The sequence below is a fragment of the Cupriavidus sp. GW822-FHT03E04 genome (assembly GCF_058801495.1).
The window spans coordinates 295,885-320,608 of the sequence record NZ_JBXANI010000003.1 but is presented as its reverse complement, the minus strand read 5'-3'; the positions used below and the strand labels follow the sequence as shown (position 1 = coordinate 320,608).

The following is a 24,724-nucleotide window of genomic DNA, read 5'->3' as shown; positions in this document are numbered from 1 at the left end:
AAGTGCGCGCCGTTCCGAGCGCGCACTCAAGCACCGCGACACGGACGCCCCTCCCGCGAGTACGGACATCGGCGATGCGCAAGCGCGGTATGATGCTCCTGATCCGCCGCATGCCCATGGCATCGATACGGCCCTTGCAAGCACGCCTGCGACCCGAACGAGGCGGTCGCCGCGGAACACCCCTGGACTCCCATGCTGATGCGTTTCCTGGAACGGCTGATTGACCCGTTCCGCGCCCTCCCCGACACCCAGCCACCCAGCCAGATCTGGCGCTTTTATGCCTACTTCCTGCGAGAGGTGTGGCCGGTCTTCGCGCTGCTGCTGGGCGTGGGGCTGGCTGGCGCGCTGATCGAAGTCTCGCTGTTCGGCTTTCTCGGTCGCTTGGTCGACCTGGCGCAAGCAACACCGCCCGCCGAGTTCTTCGCGCGCCACCGCGTCGAGCTCATGTGGATGGCGGTGGTGGCGCTGCTGCTGCGTCCGTTCTTCAACGGCCTGCACGACATCCTCGTGCACCAGGTCATCAACCCGAGCCTGGGCAACCTGGTGCGCTGGCAGAACCACCGCTACGTCCTCAAGCAGAGCCTGTCGTTTTTTCAGAACGACTTTGCCGGGCGCATCGCGCAGCGCATCATGCAGACCGGCTTCTCGCTGCGCGATTCAGCGGTGCAGGCCGTGGATGCCATCTGGCATGTGTTGATCTACGCGGCCAGCTCCCTCTACCTGTTCGCGCAAGCCGACTGGCGCCTGATGCTTCCCCTCGTGGCGTGGATCGCCTGCTACGTGGCCGCCATGCTGTACTTCACGCCACGCGTGAAGGCGCGCTCGGTTGCCGCCACCGGCGCGCGCTCGCGGCTGATGGGGCGCATCGTCGACGGCTATACCAACATCACCACGCTCAAGCTGTTCGCCCACACGCGCCATGAAGAGGACTACGCGCGCGAAGCCATGGCCGACCTGACCGACAAGGCACGCCTGTCCGGGCGCATGGTCAGCGCCATGGATTTCACCGTGACCTCGCTCAATGGCCTGCTGATCGCCGGCACCACCGGGCTGGCGCTGTGGCTATGGAGCCAGGGCCATGTCAGCGTCGGCGCGATTGCGCTGTCGAGCGGGCTGGTGATCCGCATCGTCAGCATGTCGGGCTGGATCATGTGGGTGATCAGCGGCATCTTCGAGAACATCGGCCAGGTGCAGGATGGCCTGCAGACCATCGCCGTGCCGCGCACGGTCGGCGATCGCGACAACGCGCAAGCGCTGCGCGTCACGCGCGCAGAGGTGCGCTTCGAAGGCGTGGGCTTTCACTACGGCAAGGGCTCGGGCGTGATCGAGAACATCGACCTGGTGGTGCGCCCGGGCGAGAAGATCGGCCTGGTCGGCCCCTCCGGGGCCGGCAAGTCGACGCTGGTCAACCTGCTCCTGCGGCTGTACGACGTGGAGCAAGGACGCATCCTGATCGACGGCCAGGACATCGCCGGCGTCACGCAGGAAAGCCTGCGTGCGCAGATCGGCATGGTGACGCAGGATACGTCGCTGCTGCACCGCTCGATCCGCGACAACCTGCGCTATGGCCGCCCCGGCGCCAGCGAGGCCGAGCTGCTCACCGCGGCCAACGACGCCCATGCCGGCGAGTTCATTCCGCGCCTGCGCGATGCGCATGGGGCGACGGGGCTGGATGCGCAGGTGGGCGAGCGTGGCGTGAAGCTGTCGGGCGGCCAGCGCCAGCGCATTGCCGTGGCACGAGTGCTGCTGAAGAACGCACCGATCCTGATCCTGGACGAAGCCACCTCGGCGCTGGACTCCGAAGTGGAAGCCGCCATCCAGGAGAACCTGGAGACGCTGATGCAGGGCAAGACCGTGATCGCCATCGCGCACCGCCTGTCCACCATCGCGCGCATGGACCGGCTGGTGGTACTGGAGGATGGGCGGATCGCCGAGAGCGGCACGCATGCGGAGTTGCTGGCGCGTGGGGGGCTTTATGCGCGGTTGTGGGCGCATCAGACTGGGGGGTTTGTGGGGGTGGATTAGAGGTTTGATGTAGGGGGGTTTCTTTTTGCGGCGATGGTTTTTGCACCCAAGGGCCATACGACATCCCCCTGCGGGGTTGGTCGCTGTTTCTTTGTACGGCGATGGTTATTGAACCCAACAGCCGTACGACATCCCCCTGCGGGGGCTGCCGGTCACTCTTCTTTGCGTCGGCAAAGAAGACTAACGAGAAGAAAGCCGACCCTGCCGGGGGCAGAGCAATCAGGCTTATGTGGGACTGTGGTTTCGTCGTACGGCCCAGAGTGTCGGCGGGCTTCTGCCGGTACCGGCTTGACTGACCACGAACCTGCCAGCTTCCGGGATTCGTGGTAAGGCCCCCGGTAGCTGACATCACTTGCTTCAAGCCGTCTGTCGCTCGCGCAGTGGCCGGCCACGAAGTTGCGGGCGCACCGGTTCCGTCGTGGGCGCGGTGGCACCGGCTTGCTATGCCCAAGGCCCTGACCACCGCGCCCGCCCCACCACGAAACCACTGATGGGCGATGTGTCGTGATGGCGCGCGCCGGTAACGGCAGATGGTGGAATGCTCACCGAGCAACGCGATCAGGGGCACCACAACGTGACCATTGGGTCATGCATTTTCGATGTCCTCTAAGCCGGTATGGCAAAGGCCAGCCAACACTCCGGGCCGTACGACGCAACCACCGACGCCCGCAAGCCTGATTGCTCTGCCCCCGGCAGGGTCGGCTTTCTTCTCGTTAGTCTTCTTTGCCGACGCAAAGAAGAGTGACCGGCAGCCCCCGCAGGGGGATGTCGTACGGCTGTTGGGTTCAATAACCATCGCCGTACAAAGAAACAGCGACCAACCCCGCAGGGGGATGTCGTATGGCCCTTGGGTGCAAAAACCATCGCCGCAAAAAGAAGCAGCGAAAGACCGAGCATGGAGGCTCTTGGCCCCAACAGCCGACACAGCATCATCCATCCACTATCAGGCTCAAACCAACCCCATCACCCCCGCCCCAGCCCCCAACGCCACCAGCACCAGCGGATGCACCTTAGTCTTCAGCATCAGCACGATGGTGACCACCGTCACCGCCACTGCGGTCCAGCGGTGATCCACGCTCGCGGCAAGGATCCAGCCAGTGGAAAACAGCAGCCCGATGGTCAGCGTGGCAAGGCCGCGCCGGATCAAGCCGGGCCACCGTGCTTGCGGCGAGCGGCCGGCGAAATACTCGAAGCCGAGCGCGATCACGCTGGACGGCCCGCAGATGCCGATCATGCCGACAATGGCGCCGGCCAGGCCCGCCACCTGCCAGCCGAACAAGGCAACGAACAAGATGTTCGGCCCGGGCGCGGCCTGCGAGATGGCGTACATGGCGGAGAACTGCGCGTCGCTCATCCAGGCGTTCGACTCCACCAGGAAGCGATGCATGTCGGGGATCGTGGTACTGGCCCCGCCGATGGCGAGGAACGACAGCATCAGGAAATGCGTGAGCAGGCTGGAAAGCACGTTCGGTGAACTCATTGCCGTGGCTCCCCGGGTACCGCTGGCACGGGCGGCGCGGGCGGCATGGACGACACCTCGATAGCCGCCGCCTGCGCGCGCCGCGCAAGCTGCTCGCTGCGCCACTCCAGCACCAGCCCCATCGGCACCAGCACCGCCATCACCGGCACCAGCGGCCAGCGCAACAGCCCGATGCCGACAAACGCCGCGCCGCCGATCATCAGTCCGCGCACGGTGCGCGGCTGGCTCTGTGCGAGCTTGAAGCCGGTCGACAGCACCAGCCCGGCCGACACCGCCGTCATGCCCGTGAGCATGCGCTGCACCGCCGCCACGTCGCGGTAGTGCTCGTACAGCAGCATCAGCGCCAGCACGCCCACCATCGGCACCATCACCAGCCCCGCAAAGGCCGCCAGCGCGCCGCGCAGTCCGGCAAAGCGCAAGCCCAGCATCAGCGCGAGATTGATCACGTTGGGGCCGGGCAGCACCTGCCCGAGGCTGAGCAGTTCGACAAAATCGCGGTCGCCCAGCCAGCGGTTGCGGTCGACCACGGCGCGCCGCACGAAGGGCAGCACACCGCCGAAGCCGGACAGCCCCATGCGGGCGAATTCGATAAACAGGCGCCGCGGCGTAGGTGGGGGTGCTAGCGCTACCATCGGATCGTCGCCGGTGGGAGAGGGAGTAACTGGCATCGCTTGTCACGGGAGAGGCATGGCCGCCGGGGCGGTCCGGCATGCCGGGAAAGAAAAAGGCCCCGCGCATTGTCTGTCGCGCAGGGCCAGTTCGGGTTGGCGCGGCTTAGTTGCCGCTCGCCGGCGGCACGATCCGTACCGGCTCGATGCTCGGCTCCTTGAGCTTGAGATCCAGGGCGCGGCCCTTGCGGGCGCGCTTGCCCACGTAAGGCAGCAGCAGCTGGCCGTAGAGCTTCTGCGAACTCGGCTTGCCGCCGCGCCCGGCACCGGACACCACCAGCCCAGGGGCGCCGACGGCAATCGCCTGCTGCAGCGTCTCCTTGGGTTCCAGCTCCATCAGGATCACGCCGCGGCCACCGGCCGAGAGCGACTTGATCTCGTCGAGCGCAACCAGCAGCATGCGGCCGTTGGCCGACAGGCAGGCCACGTGCGTGGCCTCCTCGCCGATCGGCGCGGGCAACAGCGGCGCGTCGCCCTCGTCCAGCGTCAGGTAGGCGCGGCCGCCCTTCTGCCGGCTGACCATGTCGCCGACCTTGGTCTGGAAGCCATTGCCGCCGCGCGTGGCGATCAGCAAGCGCTGGTCGACACCGCCGGCAAAGGTATGGGCGATCTGGCTGCCGGGCTGCAGCTCGATCAGCGTGGTCACGGGCACGCCGTCGCCGCGCCCGCCCGGCAAGCCGGCCACCGGCACCGTGTAGGCGCGGCCATTGGTGCCGAACACCAGCATCACGTCCACGCTGCGGCACTCGAAGGTGCCATAGAGCGCATCGCCCGCCTTGAAGGTGAACTGCTGCGCATCATGGCCGTGGCCCTGGCGCGTGCGCACCCAGCCCTTCTGGGAGACCACCACGGTGACGGGCTCGTCGACCACGCGCACCTCGGCGTTGGCGCGGCGCTCTTCCTGGATCAGCGTGCGGCGCGGATCCTTGTCTTCCGGGCTGTATTGCTTGGCGTCGGTCTCGATCTCCTTGATGATGCGCCGGCGCATCATGGTCTCGGACTTGAGCAGCACATCCAGCTCGGCCTGCTCGTCGCGCAGGCTCTTCAACTCCTGCTCGATGCGCAGCGCTTCCAGCCTGGCCAGCTGGCGCAGGCGGATTTCCAGGATGTCTTCGGCCTGGCGGTCCGACAGGCCGAAGGCCTGCATCAGCGCCGGCTTGGGCTCATCGCTCTCGCGGATGATGCGGATCACCTCGTCGATATTGAGCAGCACCAGCATCCGGCCTTCGAGGATGTGAATGCGATCTTCGACCTTGCCCAGGCGATGGCGCGTGCGGCGGGTGACGGTGGCGAAGCGGAAGGCGATCCACTCGCGCAGGATGTCGGCCAGGCCCTTCTGGCGTGGGCGGCCATCGGTGCCGATCATCACCAGGTTGATCGAGGCGCCGGACTCCAGGCTGGTGTGCGCCAGCAGCGTCTGGATGAATTCCTGCTGCTCGATGTTCTTGCTCTTGGGCTCGAACACCAGCCGCACCGGCGCGTTCTTGCCGGATTCATCGCGCACCGCGTCGAGCACCGCCAGCATGCCTTGCTTGAGCTGCAACTGCTCGGGCGTCAGCGACTTCTTGCCCGCGCGGACCTTCGGGTTGGTGATTTCCTCGATCTCTTCGAGCACCTTCTGCGACGAGGTGCTCGGCGGCAGCTCGGTCACCACCAGTTGCCACTGGCCGCGCGCCATTTCCTCGATGATCCAGCGCGCGCGCACCTTCAGGCTGCCGCGGCCGTTCTCGTAGATCTGCGCAATGTCGGCCACGGGCGAAATGATCTGGCCGCCGCCCGGATAGTCCGGCCCCGGCATCAGCGCCAGCAGCTCGGCCAGCGTGATGTTGGGGTTGCGGATCATCGCCACGGTGGCTGCCGCCACTTCGCGCAGGTTGTGCGGCGGCACCTCGGTGGCCATGCCCACGGCAATGCCCGATGCGCCGTTGAGCAGCACAAAGGGCAGGCGCGCCGGCATCAGCCTGGGCTCTTCCATCGAGCCGTCGTAGTTGGGGATGAAGTCCACCGTGCCCTGGTCGATCTCGTCGAGCAGCAGGCGCGCGATCGGCGTGAGCCGGGCTTCGGTGTAGCGCATGGCCGCTGCGCCGTCGCCGTCGCGCGAGCCGAAGTTGCCCTGGCCGTCGATCAGCGGGTAGCGCAGCGAGAAGTCCTGCGCCAGGCGCACCAGCGCGTCATAGGCGGACTGGTCGCCGTGCGGGTGGAATTTACCCAGCACATCGCCCACCACGCGCGCCGACTTGACCGGCTTGGCGTCGGAGCGCAGCCCCATCTCGTGCATGGCGTACAGGATGCGGCGCTGCACCGGCTTCTGGCCATCGGCCACTTCCGGCAGCGCGCGGCCTTTGACCACGCTGATGGCGTAGTCGAGATAGGCGCGCTCGGCATAGTGCGCCAGGGTCAGCGAGTCCGCTCCGTTGTCGGGCGAACCTGGGTCAAGCGGAATGTCTTGTTGTTCCATGGATTGGCAAGAAGACGGCGCACCGCATCGTTGGCCGGTGCGCCGGTTGCATGTTGTTCGTTATGCGGTTCGTCTTAGGGTTCGGTATGGGATCAGGGCATGTTGCGGCGGCCGCCGATCACCATCTTGACGCGATTGACTCCCGCCCCGCCCAACCCCGCGGGCGCGCCGCCCGGACGGTAGAAGCGATAGAACTGCAGCACCGTGCTGACATATTGCTGGGTCTCGGGGAAAGGCGGAATCTTGTTGTTGTAGCGTTGCACCGCGCCCTCGCCCGCGTTGTACGCGGCCAGCACCAGCTCGAGGTCGTTGGGGAACAGCTCCATCAGCCAGCGCAGGTAGCGCACGCCGGCCGAGATATTGGTGCGCGGGTCGGCCAGTTTCTGCTCGACCGTGCGCCGGGCATCGGCGCTCACGCCAAAGCGCGCGCCGGTGTCGGGAATCACCTGCATCAGCCCGATCGCGCCCTTGGGCGAGACCGCGCCTGCGTTGAAGCCGGACTCTACCGCCATCACTGCCTTGACCAGCGCCGGGTCGACATTCTGCGCCGCCGCGATCTGGCGGATCATGGGCTCGACCGTGGCGATATTGGGATGGTTGACGACATAGCGGTAAAGCTTGTGCGTCTCCAGGTCGATCTGGCTGCCGGCACCGGCTCCGGCGCGGTACGGCAGCGGGCTCTTGAGCTCGCCACCATTCTTCATGAACAGCGTGTAGCGCTCGTCCAGCTTCTCGTCCGAGAAATGCGCCACGCCGTCGTCGTCGATATAGCCGTACAGCGCAGCGTGGGCCGCTGGCATGAAGCCCAGACCGGCCAAGCCGGCCAGCAGCATGCCGGCGGCAATCCATTGCCGCGCGCGGTTGCTGCCAGGTCTGGTCTTAGCCATCGGGACTCCTTGCGTCATGCGGGTATCGAACGGTTCGATTCGTGCCGCCTAGATATCGGCGATCACCTCGTTGCCGCGCTCCTCGAGCCAGGTGCGCCGCTGCGCGGCCTCGCCCTTGCCCATCAGCATATTCATCACGCCCACGGTCTGCGGCAGGTCGAAATGGCCGAGCGCCACCGGCAACAGGCGGCGCGTGTCGGGATTCATGGTGGTTTCCCACAGCTGCTCGGCATTCATCTCGCCCAGGCCCTTGAAGCGCGAGATCTGCCAGCCGCCTTCCTTGATGCCATCCTTCATCAGCTTGTCCTGGATGGCCACCAGCTCACCGTCGTCCAGCGCATAGAGCTTCTGGGCCGGCTTCTTGCCGCGCGCCGGCGCATCCACCCGGAAAAGCGGCGGGCGGGCCACGCACACGTTGCCGTTGTCGATCAGCCTGGGGAAATGCTTGAAGAACAAGGTCAGTAATAGCACCTGGATGTGCGCACCGTCCACGTCAGCGTCGGACAAGATACAGATCTTTCCGTAGCGCAGGTTGGACAGGTCGGGCTCATCGTTGGGGCCGTGCGGGTCCACGCCGATTGCCACCGCGATGTCGTGCACCTCGTTATTGGCGAACAGGCGGTCGCGCTCGGTCTCCCAGGTGTTGAGCACCTTGCCGCGCAGCGGCAGGATGGCCTGGAACTCCTTGTCGCGCCCCATCTTGGCCGAGCCGCCGGCGGAGTCGCCCTCGACCAGGAAGAGTTCATTGCGGGTGACGTCGGTGGATTCGCAGTCGGTCAGCTTGCCCGGCAGCACGGCTACGCCGGAACCCTTCTTCTTTTCCACCTTCTGCGCCGCGCGCGTGCGCGCCTGCGCCTGGCGGATCACCAGCTCGGCGAGCTTCTTGCCGTACTCGACGTGATGGTTGAGCCACAGCTCCAGCGCGGGACGGCTGAAGGTGGACACCAGCTTCACCGCGTCGCGGCTGTTCAGGCGCTCCTTGATCTGGCCCTGGAACTGCGGGTCCAGCACCTTGGCGGACAGCACGAACGAGGCACGGGCGAACACGTCCTCGCTCATCAGCTTCACGCCCTTGGGCTGCAGCGCGTGCATCTCGATAAAGCTCTTGACCGCCTGGAACAGGCCTTCGCGCAGGCCGGACTCGTGCGTGCCGCCAGCCGGCGTGGGAATCAGGTTGACGTAGGACTCGCGCACCGGCGCGCCATCTTCGGTCCACGCCACCACCCAGGAAGCGCCCTCGCCCTCGGCGAAGCCATCTTCCGCCGGGTTGGCGTCCGGGTCGGCGAAGTGCTCGCCTTCGAACATCGGCACCACCAGCTCGGCGCCGCTGCCCTGCGCCAGCGCTTCCACCAGGTAGCCCTTGAGGCCCTGCTCGTACTGCCAGGTCTGGCGCTCGCCGTTTTTCTCTTGCAGCAGCGTGACCTTGACGCCGGGCAGCAGCACCGCCTTGCTGCGCAGCAGCCGCTGCAGCTCGGCCATCGGGATCGCGGCCGAATCGAAGTACTTCGCATCGGGCCAGACCTGCACCCGCGTGCCGCCCTTCTTCTCGCCGCGCTCGAGCTTGCGCGTGGCCAGCGGCACGGTGACATCGCCGCCGGAGAAGGTCAGCGTGGAGCAGTTGCCGTCACGCCATACGGTCACGTCGAGGCGGGTCGACAGCGCATTGGTCACGGAGACGCCCACACCGTGCAGGCCACCCGAGAAGGCATAGGCACCGCCCTTGCCCTTGTCGAACTTGCCGCCCGCGTGCAGGCGCGTGAACACGATTTCCACCACCGGGACCTGCTCTTCGGGATGGATGCCGACCGGGATGCCGCGGCCATCGTCCTCGACGCTGATGCTGCCGTCGCGATGCAGGGTGACCATGATCTCGGAGCCGTGGCCGCCCAGGGCCTCGTCGGAGGCATTGTCGATCACCTCCTGCACGATGTGCAGGGGATTGTCGGTACGGGTGTACATGCCGGGTCGTTGCTTGACCGGCTCCAGGCCCTTCAGGACCCGGATGGAGGATTCGCTGTACTGACTGATTTTGCTCGCCATGGAGTCGCTTGCTTAGTGGGATTCTCGGCCAGCCTTGGCGGGGGCGCGGTTGCCGCACGCCAGCCAGGGGGGCCGGGCAGCCTGCATTGTAATGGAAGCGGGTAGCCGTCTTGATGCCAATCGTCACCAGCAATTGCCGTGCGCGATTCGGCACATCCGGGGTCGCGGGCGGCATCGGAGTGACGCCCGACGTCCTCCCGGGATGCGGGGTACACTCGCTCGCACCGGCGTGGCCAAGGCGGTTCCGGACCGCGCCGACAAAACTAAAACAGCACTACGCACACCGAGCCAGGATGCAGGACGCCATGCAGAACACGATTCAACACACACCAAGAAAACCACTCTCCCTCACAACCGTATTGATTTGCGGTGGCCTGCTCGTCACCTTGTCGATGGGCATCCGGCACGGCTTCGGCCTGTTCAACCTGCCGATCACTCAGACCCACGGCTGGAGCCGCGAGACCTTTGCCTTCGCGCTGGCGCTGCAAAACCTGATGTGGGGCGTGACCCAGCCGTTCACGGGCGCGCTGGCCGACAAGTTCGGCGGCTTGCGCATCATGCTGGTCGGCATTGCGCTATACGTGGCGGGCCTGGTCGTGATGGCCATGGCCACCTCCGGCACCGCCTTCGCCTCTGGCGCCGGCATCCTGATCGGCATTGCGCAGTCCGGCACCACCTACAGCGTGGTGTACGGCGTGATTGGCCGCGTGGCCAGCCCCGAGAAGCGCGTGTGGGCCATGGGCATCGCGGCGGCCGCGGGCTCGTTCGGGCAGTTCCTGATGATCCCGGTGGAGCAGACGCTGATCTCGACTGCCGGCTGGCAGAACGCGTTGTTCATCCTGGCGGTGCTGGCTTGCCTGATGCTGCCGCTGGCCTTCAGCCTGCGCGAGCCGCAGGGCGCGACGCACGCGCCCGGCTTCCAGCAGACCATCGGCCAGGCCGTGCGCGAAGCGTTCGGCAACCGCAACTTCCAGTTGCTCACGCTGGGCTACTTCGTCTGCGGCTTCCAGGTGGTGTTCATCGGCGTGCATCTGGCGCCCTATCTCAAGGACCGGGGCCTGACCGACCCGAAGATCGCGACCGTGGCGCTGGCGCTGATCGGGCTGTTCAATGTGTTCGGGACCTATAGCGCGGGCGCGCTGGGGCAGCGCGTGCCCAAGCGCTTCCTGCTTTCGCTGATCTACATCACCCGGTCCGTGGTGATTGCCGGCTACCTGCTGCTGCCGCTCACGGCTACCAGCACCTGGGTGTTCGCCGCGATGATGGGTTTCCTGTGGCTGTCCACGGTGCCGCTGACCAACGGCATCATCGCGCAGGTGTTTGGCGTGCAGTACCTGTCGATGCTGTCGGGCGTAGTGTTTTTCTCGCACCAGATCGGCAGCTTCCTGGGTGCGTGGCTGGGTGGCTTCCTGTATGACCGGACCGGCACCTACAGCACGGTCTGGATGATCGCGATCGGGCTGGGCGTAGTGGCCGCCCTGGTCAACCTGCCGATCCGCGAGCATGCGATCGCGCGGCCGCAAGGGGCCGCGGCATGATCACGGCACGCCCCGCCGGCCTTGCGCTTCGGGCAGCAGGCTTCGCGGCGCTGGCCGGGGTGCTGGCGCTGGCCTTCATGGCCTACCTGCGGCCGGCTTTCATGGTGGATCTGACGAACATGGTGCTCGCCTGGTGCGGGTGAAGGGACGCGAGGACTAACAATCGCCCGTTGTTCCTCCCCCCGCGTGCTGGAAAAAACCGTAGCTCCGCTTCTAGTGGCTCCTAGCTAAGCCACCCCACTCCCCGGTCCTCTCCCCCTGAGGGGAGAGGGAGAGACAGCCGTCGTCATGGCAAGCGGTGCTGGCCTTACGGCGCCTCGGCCTTGGTCTTGGCTTCCAGCACTTCCCAGCGCTCCAGCGCCTCCAGCAGTTCCAGGTCGATCTCATCGTGGCGGGCCGCCAGCTGCGCGGCCTTGCCCGCGTCGCTCACATACAGCGAGCCGTCCGCCAGCTGTGCGCCAACGGCCTTTTGCTCGCTTTCCAGCGAAGCGATACGCTCCGGCAGCGTGTCCAGCTCGCGCTGTTCCTTGTACGACAGCTTGACCAGGCGGTTGGCCGCGCGGGCTTCGCGCGGCTTCGTGCTTTCCGCGGCGGCCTTGCCCTCGCCACCGCGCGCGTCCTGCATGGCCGCGCTGCGCGCCGACTGGACCTGCCAGTCGGAGTAGCCGCCCACGTACTCGCGCCAGCGCCCGTCGCCTTCGGCGGCGATGGTGGAGGTCACCACGTTGTCCAGGAAGGCCCGGTCGTGGGACACCAGGAACACAGTGCCGCTGTAGTCCTGCAGCAGTTCTTCAAGCAGTTCCAGCGTGTCGATGTCGAGGTCGTTGGTCGGCTCGTCCAGCACCAGCACATTGGCCGGGCGCGCGAACAGGCGCGCCAGCAGCAGGCGGTTGCGCTCGCCGCCGGACAGCGACTTGACCGGCGAGCGCGCGCGTTCCGGCGCGAACAGGAAATCGCTGAGGTAGCTCATGACGTGCTTGCGCTGGCCGTTGATCTCGACCCAGTCACTGCCAGGGCTGATGGTATCGGCCAGCGAGCGCTCCAGGTCCAGCTGCGTGCGCATCTGGTCGAAATACGCCACCTGCATGTTGCTGCCGTTCTTGACCGTACCGGCATCCGGCGCCAGCTCGCCCAGGATCAGGCGCAGCAGCGTGGTCTTGCCCGCGCCATTGGCGCCGATCAGGCCGACCTTGTCGCCGCGCATGATGGTGCCGGTGAAGTCGCGCACCACCATCTTGTTGCCAAAGGCTTTGCTGACATCCGTCAACTCGGAAACGATCTTGCCCGAGCGCTCGCCTTGCGACACTTCCAGCTTGACGTTGCCCTGCACGTCGCGGCGCGCCGCGCGGTCCGTTCGCATCGTCTCCAGGCGCTGGATACGCGCCACGCTACGCGTGCGGCGCGCTTCCACGCCCTTGCGGATCCAGACTTCTTCCTGCGCCAGCAGCTTGTCGAACTTGGCCTGCTCGACCTGCTCGGCGGCCAGCAGCTCGGCCTTGCGCGCCTGATAGGCGGCGAAGTTGCCAGGAAAGGAAATCAGCCGGCCACGGTCGAGTTCGATGATGCGGGTGGCCACGCGGTCCAGGAAGGCGCGATCGTGGGTGATCAGCAGCACGCTGCCACGGAAGGCCAGCAGCAGGTCTTCCAGCCAGCGGATCGCTTCCACGTCCAGGTGGTTGGTCGGTTCGTCCAGCAGCAGGATGTCGGGCTCGGCCACCAGGGCCTGCGCCAGCGCCACGCGCTTTTGCATGCCGCCAGATAGCGCATCCACGCGCACATCGGCGCTCAGGCTGAGTTGCGCCAGCGTGGTCTCGACCCGCGTGCGCAAACCCCAGGCACCGGCGGCGTCGACTTCCGACTGCAGGCGGTGCAGCTCGGCCAGCGAATCCTCGTCGTGGTTGTCGTCCAGCCCCGCCAGTGCTGCCTCGTAGGCGACCAGCAGGTCGTGGATCTTGCCCAGGCCCTGGGACACGGCGTCGAACACGGTCACACCCGCCTCGAACTGCGGCTCTTGCGGCACATACGCCGAGGTCACGCCGCTCTGGCGCGCGATCAGGCCATCGTCCGGCGCGGACAGGCCGGCCACGATCTTGAGCAGCGACGACTTGCCGGTGCCGTTGCGGCCAATCAGGCCGACGCGCTCGCCGGCTTCCAGCGAGAAGTCGGCATGGTCGAGCAAGGCCACATGCCCGAAGGCAAGCTGGGCGTCGGAAATCGAAAACAGGGCCATGGGAGCAATACGAAAGGAGACAGCGAAAAGGAGGCAGTTCAAGGGGGCAGTTCAAGCGGCTTGAACCTGCGGCCGCGCGCCGGCGTCGGACAGCAACCGGGCGGCGGGGTGCCAGGTAGCCGGCATTGTAGACCACCGGCGCCCGCCCTCGCCGGAGGCGGCGCAAACCCCTGGCCTGCGGCCGCCACAAAAAAAGAAGGGCCCGCGCTCGCGCGGGCCCAAGAGTCTCTCCTCGGTGCCCTGCTCGCAAGGCACGGAAAGGAGCATAGCAAGCGCCCCGGGCTGCCTCTAGTCGTACAAGTCCGTAAGGGAAAGCCCCGTCAACGCCCCCTGCGGCGCGGCTCTTGCACGTCTGCCACGCGCCTGTTGCGCGCCGCGCAACACCCCCCGGCGTGACGATTGCCGGGCCGCTTTCCCCCATGGAACAATGGCCGGCGGCCGGCAGGCCGCAGCACAACGGCAGCAATACAAGAACCGGTCCGAACCGGTGAGAGGCGACCCAACGCCAATTCCGCTTGATGCCTTTTTCTTTGTACGGGGAACTCCATGATCCATCCGCGTGCGCAGCGCTTGCCGCTGCTGCTTGTGCTATCGACCCTGCTTTCGCTTTCACTCGCCGTTGTCGCCATGCCCGCCGCCGCGCAGTCCGGCAGCACGCCAGTGCTGCAGCGCATCGAACAGACTGGCGTGCTGCGCATCGCCCACCGCGAGAGCTCGGTGCCGTTCTCCTTCGTGGCCGACGGCAAGCCCTACGGCTATGCCATCGACCTGTGCCTGCGGGTGGCCGACGCCCTGCGCGGCGCGCTCCGGCTCCCAGGCCTCAAAGTGGAATTCGTTCCTGTCACGCCGGCCAGCCGCATCGCCGCCATCGTCGACGGCAAGGCCGATCTCGAATGCGGCTCCACCACCAACAACCGCGAGCGGCGCGCGCAGGTTGCTTTCACCATTCCACACTACATCGCCGGCAGCCGCATGCTGGTCAAGACCGACTCTGGCATCCGCAAGCTGGGCGACCTGCGCGGCAAGACGGTCGTCTCCACGGTGGGCACCACGTCGCTCGCGGTGGTGCGCCAGATCAACGGCTCCGGCGCCATGCAGATCCACGTGGTGGAAGCCAAGGACCACGCCGAGGCGTTCGCCATGGTCGAGCAAGGCAAGGCCGACGCCTTCGTGATGGACGACGTGCTGCTCTACGGCCTGCGCGCCAATGCGCGCGACCCGGCCCGCTACACCGTCACCAGCGAGCTGCTGACGATCGAGCCCTACGCCATCATGCTGTCGAAACAGGACGCCGAGTTCAAGCGGCTGGTGGACAAGACCCTGGTCGCCTCCATCTATTCGCTCGATACCCAGAAGCTCTACAAGAAATGGTTCCAGTCGCCGATCCCGCCGCAAGGGGTCAACCTCGACATCCCGATGAGCTACCTGCTGCGCGATTCCTTCAAGTTCCCCAGCGACAAGGTCGCCGACTGAGCGCGCGTCCGCAACGGCGCAACTCGTGCGAAGATGGCGGCCCAGCCGCTTTTTCCGCACGCGCTGCGTCGAGTGCCGCACCATGTCCAGCCCTATATCCAGCACGCCCCTGAAGCTGACCGATCTCTCCGTCTCCGCCCTGGTCGCCGGGCTGATCGCCATGCTGACCGGCTACACCAGTTCGCTGGTGCTGATGATCCAGGCCGGCCAGGCAGCCCATTTGTCGGACGCGCAAGTCGCCTCGTGGATCTGGGCGTTGTCCATCGGCATGGGCGTGACCACCATCGGGCTGTCCCTGTTGACGCGGGCGCCCATCGTCGTTGCCTGGTCCACCCCTGGCGCCGCCCTGCTGATCGCCAGCCTTCCCGGCGTTCCCTACGCGCAAGCCATCGGCGCCTTCGTCATGGCGGCGGTGCTGATGACCGCCGCCGGCATGACCGGCTGGTTCGACAAACTGATGCGCGCGCTGCCGGCCAGCATTGCCTCAGCGCTGCTCGCCGGCATCCTGTTCCGCATCAGCGTCGACGTGTTCGTGCAAGCCCAGCATCAGACCCTGCTGCTGCTGGTGATGTTCGCGCTGTACCTGCTGGGCAAGCGCTTCTGGCCGCGCTACGCGGTGCCGGGCGTGCTGCTGGCGGGCGTGGCGCTGGCCGGCGCGCTTGGCCAGCTGCATTTCGAATCGTTCCATTTCGCGCTGGCCAAGCCGGTGTGGACCACGCCGGCGTTCTCGCTGCGAGCCTTCGTCAGCATCGCGGTACCGTTGTTCATCGTGGCGCTGGCGTCACAGAATATTCCCGGGCTGGCGGTGCTGCGCGCCGACGGCTATCACGTACAGGCCTCGCCGCTGATCACCGTCACTGGTGTCGCCTCCGCCCTGCTCGCCCCGTTCGGCTCGCACGGCATCAACCTGGCGGCCATTACCGCGGCCATCTGCACCGGCGCGCAAGCGGATCCCGACCGCAACCGGCGCTATACAGCAGCGGTGGTTTGTGGCATCGGCTATCTGGTTGCGGGCGCGCTGGCAGCCAGCATCGCCGCGCTGTTCGCGGCGTTCCCCAAAGCGCTGGTCGTTGCGGTGGCCGCGTTTGCCTTGCTCGGCTCCATCGCCAGCGGCCTGACCACGGCCATGCAAACGCCGGCCGAGCGCGAATCCGCCCTGCTGACATTCATGATCACCGCCTCAGGCATGACGCTGGCCGGCGTGGGGTCGGCCTTCTGGGGTGTGGTGGGCGGCATGCTGGCGCTGATCGTCTTGCGACCGCGTACTGCCGCCAAGGCTGGGTAAGCGCGAGCGCTTACAGCAGCAGGAAAGCAATGTCCGCGGCGCCGATCCCGGAGACCGGTGTGCCCTTGCGCCGCTGGAACAGGATGTGCTGCAGCACCCGGTCGCGGTGCTCGGCAAACGTGGCGGGATCAAAGCGCAGCGCGGTGAGCGCATAGTGCTCGGAGAGCAGCTTGTAGACCCGGTGGCGCACCATCAGCATCTCGCTCTCGGCGCGCAGGCGGCTAATCTCGCCAGCGTTACCCTCCTCCAGCTGCCGCATGCCGACCACCACGCGCGCATGCATGCCACGGTAGCGATCCAGCTCGCCGTGCGCCTTGCACAACTCCTCGCGCAGCGCCCTCACTTCCTGCTGGAGCTTCAGGTTGTGCTGCACGCCTCGCTGTATGCGCGACGCCTCTTCCAGTGCCACATCCGCTGCGGCAATCGTGTTCTGCCAGAGCCCCTGACCCGTCGTCTGGCCATCCACCTGCGGCCACACGGTCTGAACCTCATCCTCGCCTTTCATGACGCTCCCCTGCAAACCTGACTCACCCGCCGCTGGCTTTATCACGACTGCCAGCTGGTCGGGGCTACCGCGACCACCCCACGACACGACTCCGGACTGCCGGCGCCTGGACGGCGCGCTTCTACCTCGATTGAAGATGGCATCCCCGCAAGGAACAACCACCCGAAAGGAGGGATCACCAGCCCGCAAAGCGGCCTCGAGCATGCTTTGCACTGTACACCCGGAAAGGCCCGCCGGGCAGCTATGGGAAAATGTGGCCCCAGCGACAGCCAACGTGAAGAACCCATCCATGAATGCCTATGTACTACTGGCCCTCGCCATCGCGGCCGAAGTCATTGCCACCAGCAGCCTCAAGGCCGCCGAGAATTTCACGCGCCTATGGCCAAGCGTGCTGGTCGTGGCCGGCTATGTCAGCGCCTTCTTCCTGCTGATGCAGGTCATGAAGACCGTGCCCGTGGGCATCGCCTACGCGATCTGGTGCGGCGCGGGGATCGTGCTCGTGACGCTGATTGCCAGCGTGCTGTACCGGCAAGTGCCGGATCTGGCGGCCTGGGTGGGGATCGGGCTGATTATTGCGGGAGTGGCGGTGATTCAGCTGTTTTCGAAGATGGGGACGCATTGAGACGCATGCGCCGCGCGGCGGCAAGCCTCTGCATTTCAACCGGGGGAGCTTTGATGGACCGCTGAGACCCGTGGGGTGGTCCCGCCGGCAGGAATCGAACCTGCATTTCACGCTTAGGAGGCGCGTGTTCTATCCATTGAACTACGGCGAGAGGATAGGTTCTGCCCAGTAGCTGGAAACCCTTGTCAGGACTGGCTTTTGCCTTATCCTGCCTGGGTTTCCGGGCGATTGGCCGATGCCCAACTTATCACTTTGCATCATCCTGTATCATCACATTTCACGCAGCGCGTGCTACAGATTTGCTACAGGAGACCGCATGGCATCGATCCTCAAGATCGGGGAGCGCTGGCGCGCTCAGATCCGGAAGCAGGGCCGGAGTATATCAAAAACCTTTCGCACCAAAGCGGAAGCGCAAGCGTGGGCGAAAAATTCAGAAGTGGACATTGAGACGCCACGCGCAGTCGCCGGCCTCACGGTCGGCACCCTCATCGAGGACTATCGAAAAGCACGCGAAAAGTCGGGCCGCGCCGTTGCGCTAAAGTCGAACGAAGAGTACATGCTCCGCAAGCTCAAGCTGGCTTTTGCGGACCACCTGGTGCACCGCCTCTCGACACAGGACATCCTCAAGTTTGCCCAGGATCGGAAAGCCGCCGGCGCAGGCCCGTACACCATCAGCATGGACATCTCCAAGCTGGGCACGGTCATGCGCCATATGAGCAGTATCCAGGACCTCGCCCTGCCCGATGTCGTGAAAAATGCCTGGCCCGCCCTAAACCACCTCAAGCTGGTCGGGCCTGGGGGCAAGCGTGAGCGCCGACCCTCCCCCGCTGAGCTAGAGAAAATCTTCACTTGGTTCCGCGAGCATCCCGAACACAAGCTGCCCATGGAGGCCATCGTCCGCGTCCTGATGCAATCGGCCTTCCGCCGGGGCGAGATCTTCCGCATCACCTGGACCGACCTGGACGAAGCCCGCCGCCTTGTGCTGGTGCGTGACCGGAAAGATCCGCGTCAGAAGCAAGGAAACGACGAGCTGGTGCCACTCATCGGTGATGCTCTTGAGATCATCCAGCGCCAGCCTCGGAACACCCCCGATGACCGGATTTTCCCCCATGAGCCAGGCACGGCCAGCAAATACTTCAAGTGGGCGTGCGACGACAAGAAGATAGTCGATCTGCACCTGCACGATCTGCGCCACGAGGCGACTAGCAAGCTATTCGAGGCCGGCTGGGACATCCCCGAAGTCGCAGCCGTTACCGGCCACAAGGATTGGCGGAACCTGAAGCGGTACACCAACCTGGATCCAGCTGACGTGGCCGAAAAGGGCAAGCTACTCCACTTCCCCCAGAAAACCGCTTGACGGTGACGTGGTGGCCCATTGGCACTCATCTTGCCAACTTGCGACACGCGCCACCGTTGGTCCGTACCCAACGCAAGTCACTCGAATGATCCGGACGGGCTCTTTCGCGTATTCGCAACGGCATGCTTGATATTGCGAGACTCTGTCGTGAACTCAATGCCATGAACCTTGTGAAGGTAGATAGCATCGCGATCCAGTTCGAGCGCGGGGGGAACTTCACTTGGATTGATCCACATCGGCATACAATTCGGCTCTTTTTCCTTTGCGCACTCCGTAGTCCAGATCTGCGGGTCAAACCAGGTGTGTTCATCCTCGTGCTCCCACAGGCGTACGTCGGTGGTCCCTTCATATCGAGAATCTGCGCGTAAAACAGACGACGCCTTCCGGAATAGGATGATGTTGTGGCCCGGCGGGGTTCCTGACGTCCCCGCTGACTGAACCGACGGGAAGAAAATGCCGTCCAACTCGATGCCTGGGTGTGTCGCCAGATAGTCCGCTATAACCTGAGTCGTCAAATACCCCTCGTCAACTAGCTCGGGCATTACAGGCATGGTGAGCTTCTGCGCCAAGTGGCCGAGGAAGCGACATCTGTTGGCCTGATCTACCGTAGCGGAATCAAAAAGGCTTCGGCCTGGATCCAACTGGATCGAGCCGAGCTGCGTCAGGTCGAGTAGCCGGAGCGATCGGATAATCTTGAATGCGCCAACCACAACATGACTACCCACTGGGGGGCGCACCTCCGAGATTGCTGTGTTCTGCTGAGTGGAGCCGTAGAAAACGGCCACGCCCTTGGCATTCATGCGGCCTGCCGCGCCGACACCTGGCGGCGGTGGCCCAAGATGGCATTCTGGATGGCGGAGAGCAGCTTCCATCGCATCGATCGATTGAAAGACCCGAGCCCGATAGAGTAGATTGAGCTCGCAGCCCGGACCAACCTCAAGGATCAGCGGCCGGCCTTCCGGCGTCCGTTCATCTAGCACTGGATCAAATACGCTTTGGAGCGTCCTTGCTGCCACCGGGTTCACGAAACGTGCCTCGCTTCGCAGGCTGCGCTCCATCTTCTCCCAGTCCTCGCTCAACGACCAAGGGAACGCGTGCTTTTGAATGAACCAGGGGTCATCCCCGTATTGGGATTCGAGGCAACTGAGATCAAACCACAGGTCGGTGAGTACTTCGCCGAGGTCTTCGATTGCGCGATCCGATGCATGGAGCAACTCCTCCAGAACATCGGTCAGTGGAGCCCCCTGTGGGGTCCTTTCGTAGATAACTACCGCATCGGCAAGACTTGTGACCTCATAGAAATTCTCGATCACGTCGCTGCAGCGCTTAGCGAGATCCCATATATCAATCGTTGGTCGCACCACTTCACAATAGTCACATTGACAATCAACGGTCGAACTCTTCGCTATAACGTCTTGGAGATAGCGCTCCGAGACGCAACTTGCACATATTCTGTTGTCTGCCGACATGTCGAATTGTTTCCAGTTGTTGGGGTCCTGGCCCGCTAGCCGAAGTTGAGCGGTGTTTGGTTTTGATGACCAACCAACCTTTGCCACGGCAATCTTATCAGGCGGATTTGGCTCACGAAACCGGAGGGTTCAATACCGTCACCTCAGCAAGGCGAACAGCAACACTTAAGATCAAGACAGTTGTGCTGGAGGAAAAGCCACACATACTGACCGTACCCGCAGCTCTCCCAGCTGCGGGCAAATATTCATGTGTTGCTGGACTAGAACAGCCCTGCCGGCTCGGCCTGGCGATCCCAACTGTAGATGATCACCTCCCGCCGCGCGGCCAGCTTGTCGCCACCGCCCACCTGGTAATTGATGTCGAGCGTCTCCATCTGGAAACCGGCAAAAATGCGCCGGATCTCCGGGTGGTCGTTCAGGCTGACGATGGCCTTGCCCTTGAGCTGGCGCATCACCTCCGCCATGCGCTCGTACTGCTCGAGGGGGAAGTCGACGCCATAGCCCTCGGTTTCCCAATAGGGCGGATCCAGATAGAACAGCGTGTGCGGCCGGTCGTAGCGACGAATGCATTCCGCCCAATCGAGTTGCTCGACGTAGGCATTGGCGAGCCGCAGATGGGCGGCCGACAGGCTCTCCTCCAGCCGCAGAAGATTCAAGCCTGGCGGCGTGGTGGTTGCGGTGCCAAACGTCTGCCCGGCCACCTTCCCACCGAAACAGGCCTGCTGCAGGTAGTAGAAGCGCGCGGCGCGCTGGATGTCGGTCAGCGTCTCCGGCCGGGTGTCCTTGAGCCACTGGAACACCGTGCGGCTCGTGAGCGCCCATTTGAACTGGCGCACGAACTCCTCCAAGTGGTGCTGCACCACGCGGTAGAGATTGACCAGCTCGCCATTCACATCGTTGACGACCTCGACCGCCGCCGGCGGCCGCATGAAGAACAACGCGGCGCCGCCGGCGAACACCTCCACATAGCACTCGTGAACCGGGAAGCGGGAAGCGGGAAAGCAGGGTATCGGCCAGGCGGCGCTTGCCGCCGATCCAAGGGATGATGGGTGTTGCCATTTTGTGGTGAGCCTTTCACTTTTGGTATGATTCGCCCGCCTCCTAGGAAGGTGGCAGGGCCTTGGCTTGGCTCACTGGTCTCTTCAGTGTGTCCGGCGGCCGCCGGCGGTGCTCTAACACCGCTAGCGGCCGCCCTGTCTTTACTGCTGCGCCTGGTTCAGCGTGTCGCGGACGGCGTTGTAAGCGTCGATGCAGGCATTGGCGTCGCGGATCCCGCGGTCGCCGTCTCGGGCGATGGCGTCGAGAGCTGCTGCAGCCTCTGGAGCAAGTTCGGCTCGCGCTTCACCAGCTCCGCCGGCAGCGCCGGGATCTGTGGTGGCGCCACCGCCGGCCTGACAAGAACGGACGGCGACGGACAGCCGGCGAGTGCCAGCCAGGTACTCAGCACGAGCAGTCGCTGCAGCGTTGTCTTCACGATCTCTCTCCTCTTTGGCATGGGCCACCACGGCCGCAATCGCCTCTCCGGCCGCGCGCTCCAGCCCGCGGTACTTCGTCACCTGGTCGGCCTCCGCTCGCGTGGCAGCCTCCCGTTCGCGGTTGATCTCCAGCCGCAGCTCGGCCAGCTCACGCCCATAGCGATTACCCTGCAGCCACCAGGCGAGCGCACCGCCCAGGGCCGCGCCGGCGGCCACCATGAGAAAAGCCGCCACCAGGCGGCCCTTCCAGGCGGCTAGAAACTCAAGCGCCTTTGCCATGCCCGCCCTCGCTTTGGCGCAGCCTGCGCTTGAAATAGCTCTCCAGGGCCTGTGCGCCGACGATGCCGAACGCACTGCCGAGGCCAATCAGCGCCACCGGGTTGAGACCGGGAAACTGAATCAGGACCGTGCCCGCCACCATCGAGGCCGCGGCGCCCATCACCGTCCGGCCACACACCAGGCGCACGGTGATCGTTTCGTCGCTGGCCAGCAGCTTGCCCAGGCCGATCATGGCGCCCACCCCCACCAGCATAAAAAGGCTCTTCTCAGGTTCTTGCATGTGGACCCTTATCCTTGGATGAATTGTTTGGCGCGCACGTAGCGCTGCAGGCGATCGTCCAACCCGTTGTAACCACCGTTGATGCGCTTGGTCAGCGCGCGCTGGTCGCCGGCGTCGGCCAGCCGGTTGCAGCCGTTGGCGAACCAGAACCAACCCGCCGAGCGCGCGGCCAGCCGGTCGTCGGTTGCCAGCAGCTCGGGCTGCCTGACCAGGTCAACGCCAAGCGCCTGGCCGCAGGACCGGTGGTTGTCAAAGAACGTGATCTCCTTGAGGCCGTGGCCGCGATACCGCCAGCCATCGCCGGTGCTGGCATCGCCGTTGCCGTAGCGCCCGGCGTAGACGATGCTGGCGATGCGCTGCTGGCGCTCGATCGGCACCGTGCGCTCACCGGCCTGGCGGCCGAGGGTCTTGGCCAGCGCCGGCGACAGGCGCTTGCCGAACGTGTCCAGCAGCCCGCCCACCGAGTAATCGAAGGACTCCGCCAACGTGGAGAAGCCCTTCGATTCATGGCCGACCTGTGCAATCCAGGCTGCCACCCGGTGAGGGAGCAGGATGCCGAACTCGAACAGCGCGGCATCGACGTGCGGCCACCAACGCTCGGCCAGGGCATCGTTGATGCCGGCCGCCTTCTGAAAGGTTGATCTATCCATGACCTCGAATTGAAAAAGCCCGCGCGTGGCGGGCAAGAAAAAGCCACCCCGCAGGGTGGCCCGTAGTGGTGCGGCTGGCGTGCTAGGCCGTCAGCAGGCGGTAGGCCTCCTCCTGCGTGAGGTCCAGGTCGTACTGGCTGGCCAGGGCCGCCGAGAGCTCCAGCGCCGCCGGCGGGCCAGCCACCGCCAGCTGCGCGCGGTAGGCCTCCAGCTCGAGGCGCAGGCGCCAGCGGCGGCTGACCCGGTAGAGCAGGCCATTGCAGCCGAGGCAGCGCCAGAACTGCCGCGCATGGGTCTGCTCATGCACCAGCAGCGCATCGCTGGTACCGGGGCGCACCAGGACCACCGGACCCAAGGTGTAGCCAGCGAAGCCGGCCGGGATCAGGCGCTGCGTGACGACCACCAGGCAGAGGGGGCGTAGGCAGAGTTTCATGCCGCCCATACCCGGTAGGGTGTGGCAGGATCCGGCGCCACCAGCATCTCGCTGAGCAGCGCCTCCTCCTCGGCCGACAGCGGCCGCTCCAGACGCAGATTCACATGCCAGCCAGGCACCGCCGCCGGCGGCGTGATCACGTTGCCATTGGCATCCCACTCGCCGCCCTGGTACACCGCGCCTATGGTCGACAGATTGACGCCCTCGGCCGGCACGCGCCGCGGCTCGCCGGCGTCATCCTCACGCTCAACAGTCAAGCCGGCAGCCAGGAGCACAGCGCGAGTGGTATCGCGGTCGAGGCCGCGCAGGTAGTAGTCATGGAACATAGTCACCTCACGCAGTCAGGTTCTGGAGATCGGCATTGGTCATGCGACGCGGGATGTAGCGGACATTGCGAAGCCCCCCATTTAGATAGTCATTCGCACCGCGCCCCCACCCAAGAACCATCTTCGATAGATTGCTCGGAAGCACACCCACCGCAGACGTCAGCGGTGCAGAGCCATTGACACATGACGCAATGCCATCTGCTCGGTACGCCACGGCGTGCTTGAACACCGTGCCGGGCGTGTAGGCCGGATGCTGCAGCCCCGTCGTCTGCTGCACGCCACCGGAGAAGCAATTGACAGCAAGCCCGCCGGACGCTTGCCGCAGGTAGAGCGAGATCCGATCGGTGGACACACCTGAGTCCAACTGGATCAAGTGCGCAAAACCTCCAGTACCTGGCAGCGCAGGGGCTACGCCCTCAACATAAATCGTCCCCTCGCTCGGGTTGAAGCCGATCTTACTCAGGTCGGTGATGAGCGCGCTGTCGGCGGCGCGGGTGACTTGGGCGGTAGTCGCAAGGATCGGAGACGTTGGAAAGGGGCCTTGCTCCAACTGCGGCGCGCCAATACGCAGGGTAAAGTCAATAGCTGCCCCGGTCTTGTACGCGAAAGTCAGTCGCGAATGGATGAACGCAACGGACGCGTTGTTAAGCGTTGCCGTATGCGCCATCCTCAAAGCGCTCAGCGAGCCGGCAGCATCAGGTACGAAGTACGAAAACAGGTTATTGATGAACGCGCCTGCGTTGTCGCGCTGGGTGATCGAGTGGATGAAGTTGTCGACACCGGCAACGCTACCGCCAACCAGCTTCAGGTAGGCAGAGCTGGTCCACGTCTGACCATTTGAAGCGGCCACCGTGGAATTTGCCTCCATACTGAAGCCCGCCTCAAGGGCAGCATTCGTGGTGCCGTTAAATCGCACATCGACATAGGGAATACCGGAGGCAGTCCCAGACCCTTCAACGGACATCGTGAGGCCGCTCAAACCGCCGACGGAAAACCAATTATTCGGCAATGCTCCTCCGGCTCCTACCACACCATTGACGACACCGGCCATCGAATTGTTGCGGATCGCATTGGTTCGCGACTCTTCCACCAGCAGCCCACGCGCGGCCAGCGTGATTGGGTCGTAATCCAGGCCCGACATGTTGGCCGCATCCTGCACCAGCACCCCGCCGTTGCTGTAGCGCCAGCGGGCAGAGGCGCGGGCGAAGGTGACGATGTCACCGAAGTTCTTACTTGTCAGCATC

At 65.0% G+C, this 24,724-nt stretch carries 21 protein-coding genes, 1 tRNA gene and 1 pseudogene; 7 read left to right on the top strand and 16 right to left on the bottom strand.

The genetic code is table 11. From position 1 onward, the window contains the following. The first annotated feature begins 192 nt into the window (after window positions 1-192). Window positions 193-2,025: an ABC transporter ATP-binding protein gene (locus AC1RQC_RS05525; RefSeq protein ID WP_492813726.1), complete on the top strand. Its 1,833-nt coding sequence runs from the start codon at window positions 193-195 to the stop codon at window positions 2,023-2,025. A 949-nt stretch (window positions 2,026-2,974) separates the two neighbouring features. On the opposite strand, the gene AC1RQC_RS05520 is transcribed toward AC1RQC_RS05525, so the two are convergent. The 5 genes from AC1RQC_RS05520 to AC1RQC_RS05500 all read right to left on the bottom strand — a co-directional run bounded on the left by AC1RQC_RS05520 (window position 2,975) and on the right by AC1RQC_RS05500 (window position 9,558). Next, on the bottom strand, window positions 2,975-3,505 hold the full coding sequence (locus AC1RQC_RS05520; protein WP_183036321.1) for a chromate transporter: 531 nt from the start codon (window positions 3,503-3,505) through the stop codon (window positions 2,975-2,977). Then, on the bottom strand, window positions 3,502-4,173 hold the full coding sequence (locus AC1RQC_RS05515) for a chromate transporter (RefSeq protein WP_492831083.1): 672 nt from the start codon (window positions 4,171-4,173) through the stop codon (window positions 3,502-3,504). Before AC1RQC_RS05515 ends, AC1RQC_RS05520 begins: the two co-directional genes overlap by 4 nt. A gap of 106 nt (window positions 4,174-4,279) precedes the next feature. Then, window positions 4,280-6,631, bottom strand: coding sequence for a DNA topoisomerase IV subunit A (parC, locus tag AC1RQC_RS05510; protein WP_492882643.1), 2,352 nt, complete (start codon window positions 6,629-6,631; stop codon window positions 4,280-4,282). Window positions 6,632-6,723: 92 nt separating this feature from the next. Then, the gene (locus AC1RQC_RS05505) at window positions 6,724-7,518 is read right to left on the bottom strand and encodes a lytic transglycosylase domain-containing protein (protein WP_492376092.1); all 795 of its coding nucleotides are present in this window, start codon (window positions 7,516-7,518) and stop codon (window positions 6,724-6,726) included. Window positions 7,519-7,566: 48 nt separating this feature from the next. Then, a complete protein-coding gene (locus AC1RQC_RS05500; RefSeq protein ID WP_492813730.1) occupies window positions 7,567-9,558 on the bottom strand; it encodes a DNA topoisomerase IV subunit B in 1,992 nt (663 codons plus the stop codon). A gap of 305 nt (window positions 9,559-9,863) precedes the next feature. On the opposite strand from AC1RQC_RS05500, the gene AC1RQC_RS05495 reads away from it, so the two are divergent. Together AC1RQC_RS05495 and AC1RQC_RS05490 are read left to right on the top strand one after the other, a co-directional pair. Then, window positions 9,864-11,096, top strand: a complete 1,233-nt coding sequence (locus tag AC1RQC_RS05495; RefSeq protein WP_492813732.1) for an MFS transporter — start codon at window positions 9,864-9,866, stop codon at window positions 11,094-11,096. Beyond that, entirely contained in the window at window positions 11,093-11,239 is a 147-nt protein-coding gene (locus AC1RQC_RS05490) for a hypothetical protein (RefSeq protein ID WP_174427383.1), read from the top strand. The genes AC1RQC_RS05495 and AC1RQC_RS05490 overlap by 4 nt, the downstream gene beginning before the upstream one ends. Window positions 11,240-11,403: 164 nt before the next feature. On the opposite strand, the gene AC1RQC_RS05485 is transcribed toward AC1RQC_RS05490, so the two are convergent. Next, window positions 11,404-13,326, bottom strand: a complete 1,923-nt coding sequence (locus tag AC1RQC_RS05485) for an ATP-binding cassette domain-containing protein (RefSeq protein ID WP_492376088.1) — start codon at window positions 13,324-13,326, stop codon at window positions 11,404-11,406. A 546-nt stretch (window positions 13,327-13,872) separates the two neighbouring features. On the opposite strand from AC1RQC_RS05485, the gene AC1RQC_RS05480 reads away from it, so the two are divergent. Together AC1RQC_RS05480 and AC1RQC_RS05475 are read left to right on the top strand one after the other, a co-directional pair. Next, window positions 13,873-14,799, top strand: a complete 927-nt coding sequence (locus tag AC1RQC_RS05480; protein ID WP_492882642.1) for an amino acid ABC transporter substrate-binding protein — start codon at window positions 13,873-13,875, stop codon at window positions 14,797-14,799. Window positions 14,800-14,881: 82 nt separating this feature from the next. Then, the gene (locus AC1RQC_RS05475) at window positions 14,882-16,084 is read left to right on the top strand and encodes a benzoate/H(+) symporter BenE family transporter (RefSeq protein WP_492882641.1); all 1,203 of its coding nucleotides are present in this window, start codon (window positions 14,882-14,884) and stop codon (window positions 16,082-16,084) included. A gap of 10 nt (window positions 16,085-16,094) precedes the next feature. On the opposite strand, the gene AC1RQC_RS05470 is transcribed toward AC1RQC_RS05475, so the two are convergent. Beyond that, complete coding sequence (locus AC1RQC_RS05470; RefSeq protein ID WP_492376086.1) at window positions 16,095-16,589, bottom strand: hypothetical protein; 495 nt, start codon at window positions 16,587-16,589, stop codon at window positions 16,095-16,097. Between the two features lie 289 nt (window positions 16,590-16,878). Between AC1RQC_RS05470 and AC1RQC_RS05465 the strand changes: the two genes are divergently transcribed. Next, window positions 16,879-17,211 (top strand): DMT family transporter, encoded by a 333-nt coding sequence (locus AC1RQC_RS05465; protein WP_441635072.1) that lies wholly within the window; start codon window positions 16,879-16,881, stop codon window positions 17,209-17,211. Window positions 17,212-17,287: 76 nt separating this feature from the next. Here the strand turns inward: AC1RQC_RS05465 and AC1RQC_RS05460 are convergent. Continuing rightward, window positions 17,288-17,362: transfer RNA gene (locus tag AC1RQC_RS05460), tRNA-Arg, on the bottom strand. A gap of 165 nt (window positions 17,363-17,527) precedes the next feature. On the opposite strand from AC1RQC_RS05460, the gene AC1RQC_RS05455 reads away from it, so the two are divergent. Continuing rightward, the gene (locus tag AC1RQC_RS05455; RefSeq protein ID WP_492882640.1) at window positions 17,528-18,568 is read left to right on the top strand and encodes a tyrosine-type recombinase/integrase; all 1,041 of its coding nucleotides are present in this window, start codon (window positions 17,528-17,530) and stop codon (window positions 18,566-18,568) included. Window positions 18,569-18,645: 77 nt separating this feature from the next. Here AC1RQC_RS05455 and AC1RQC_RS05450 read toward each other — a convergent pair whose 3' ends face one another. The 8 genes and pseudogenes from AC1RQC_RS05450 to AC1RQC_RS05415 all read right to left on the bottom strand — a co-directional run bounded on the left by AC1RQC_RS05450 (window position 18,646) and on the right by AC1RQC_RS05415 (window position 24,723). Continuing rightward, window positions 18,646-19,881, bottom strand: a complete 1,236-nt coding sequence (locus AC1RQC_RS05450; protein ID WP_492882639.1) for an RES family NAD+ phosphorylase — start codon at window positions 19,879-19,881, stop codon at window positions 18,646-18,648. A gap of 416 nt (window positions 19,882-20,297) precedes the next feature. Next, window positions 20,298-21,096: pseudogene (locus AC1RQC_RS05445) on the bottom strand (DNA adenine methylase). 140 nt (window positions 21,097-21,236) lie between these two features. Beyond that, window positions 21,237-21,791 (bottom strand): lysis system i-spanin subunit Rz, encoded by a 555-nt coding sequence (locus AC1RQC_RS05440; RefSeq protein WP_492882638.1) that lies wholly within the window; start codon window positions 21,789-21,791, stop codon window positions 21,237-21,239. After that, window positions 21,775-22,071, bottom strand: a complete 297-nt coding sequence (locus AC1RQC_RS05435; RefSeq protein WP_492882637.1) for a phage holin family protein — start codon at window positions 22,069-22,071, stop codon at window positions 21,775-21,777. Before AC1RQC_RS05435 ends, AC1RQC_RS05440 begins: the two co-directional genes overlap by 17 nt. Window positions 22,072-22,079: 8 nt before the next feature. Next, the gene (locus AC1RQC_RS05430) at window positions 22,080-22,721 is read right to left on the bottom strand and encodes a glycoside hydrolase family 19 protein (RefSeq protein ID WP_492882636.1); all 642 of its coding nucleotides are present in this window, start codon (window positions 22,719-22,721) and stop codon (window positions 22,080-22,082) included. A gap of 82 nt (window positions 22,722-22,803) precedes the next feature. Next, a complete protein-coding gene (locus AC1RQC_RS05425) occupies window positions 22,804-23,154 on the bottom strand; it encodes a hypothetical protein (protein WP_492882635.1) in 351 nt (116 codons plus the stop codon). After that, window positions 23,151-23,486, bottom strand: coding sequence for a hypothetical protein (locus tag AC1RQC_RS05420; RefSeq protein ID WP_492882634.1), 336 nt, complete (start codon window positions 23,484-23,486; stop codon window positions 23,151-23,153). Before AC1RQC_RS05420 ends, AC1RQC_RS05425 begins: the two co-directional genes overlap by 4 nt. A gap of 1 nt (window position 23,487) precedes the next feature. Beyond that, window positions 23,488-24,723: a phage head spike fiber domain-containing protein gene (locus tag AC1RQC_RS05415; RefSeq protein WP_492882633.1), complete on the bottom strand. Its 1,236-nt coding sequence runs from the start codon at window positions 24,721-24,723 to the stop codon at window positions 23,488-23,490. Window position 24,724: the final 1 nt, after the last annotated feature.

Excerpts from the sequence above, each read along its gene's own strand:
- AC1RQC_RS05495 (WP_492813732.1), top strand. The coding sequence starts at position 9,864 with ATGCAGAACACGATTCAACACACACCAAGAAAACCACTCTCCCTCACA.
- parC (WP_492882643.1), bottom strand. The coding sequence starts at position 6,631 with ATGGAACAACAAGACATTCCGCTTGACCCAGGTTCGCCCGACAACGGA.
- AC1RQC_RS05520 (WP_183036321.1), bottom strand. The coding sequence starts at position 3,505 with ATGAGTTCACCGAACGTGCTTTCCAGCCTGCTCACGCATTTCCTGATG.
- AC1RQC_RS05430 (WP_492882636.1), bottom strand. The coding sequence starts at position 22,721 with ATGGATAGATCAACCTTTCAGAAGGCGGCCGGCATCAACGATGCCCTG.
- AC1RQC_RS05465 (WP_441635072.1), top strand. The coding sequence starts at position 16,879 with ATGAATGCCTATGTACTACTGGCCCTCGCCATCGCGGCCGAAGTCATT.
- AC1RQC_RS05440 (WP_492882638.1), bottom strand. The coding sequence starts at position 21,791 with ATGGCAAAGGCGCTTGAGTTTCTAGCCGCCTGGAAGGGCCGCCTGGTG.
- AC1RQC_RS05415 (WP_492882633.1), bottom strand. The coding sequence starts at position 24,723 with ATGCTGACAAGTAAGAACTTCGGTGACATCGTCACCTTCGCCCGCGCC.
- AC1RQC_RS05455 (WP_492882640.1), top strand. The coding sequence starts at position 17,528 with ATGGCATCGATCCTCAAGATCGGGGAGCGCTGGCGCGCTCAGATCCGG.
- AC1RQC_RS05485 (WP_492376088.1), bottom strand. The coding sequence starts at position 13,326 with ATGGCCCTGTTTTCGATTTCCGACGCCCAGCTTGCCTTCGGGCATGTG.
- AC1RQC_RS05480 (WP_492882642.1), top strand. The coding sequence starts at position 13,873 with ATGATCCATCCGCGTGCGCAGCGCTTGCCGCTGCTGCTTGTGCTATCG.
- AC1RQC_RS05475 (WP_492882641.1), top strand. The coding sequence starts at position 14,882 with ATGTCCAGCCCTATATCCAGCACGCCCCTGAAGCTGACCGATCTCTCC.
- AC1RQC_RS05500 (WP_492813730.1), bottom strand. The coding sequence starts at position 9,558 with ATGGCGAGCAAAATCAGTCAGTACAGCGAATCCTCCATCCGGGTCCTG.
- AC1RQC_RS05525 (WP_492813726.1), top strand. The coding sequence starts at position 193 with ATGCTGATGCGTTTCCTGGAACGGCTGATTGACCCGTTCCGCGCCCTC.
- AC1RQC_RS05515 (WP_492831083.1), bottom strand. The coding sequence starts at position 4,173 with ATGCCAGTTACTCCCTCTCCCACCGGCGACGATCCGATGGTAGCGCTA.
- AC1RQC_RS05505 (WP_492376092.1), bottom strand. The coding sequence starts at position 7,518 with ATGGCTAAGACCAGACCTGGCAGCAACCGCGCGCGGCAATGGATTGCC.
- AC1RQC_RS05470 (WP_492376086.1), bottom strand. The coding sequence starts at position 16,589 with ATGAAAGGCGAGGATGAGGTTCAGACCGTGTGGCCGCAGGTGGATGGC.
- AC1RQC_RS05435 (WP_492882637.1), bottom strand. The coding sequence starts at position 22,071 with ATGCAAGAACCTGAGAAGAGCCTTTTTATGCTGGTGGGGGTGGGCGCC.
- AC1RQC_RS05425 (WP_492882635.1), bottom strand. The coding sequence starts at position 23,154 with ATGAAACTCTGCCTACGCCCCCTCTGCCTGGTGGTCGTCACGCAGCGC.
- AC1RQC_RS05490 (WP_174427383.1), top strand. The coding sequence starts at position 11,093 with ATGATCACGGCACGCCCCGCCGGCCTTGCGCTTCGGGCAGCAGGCTTC.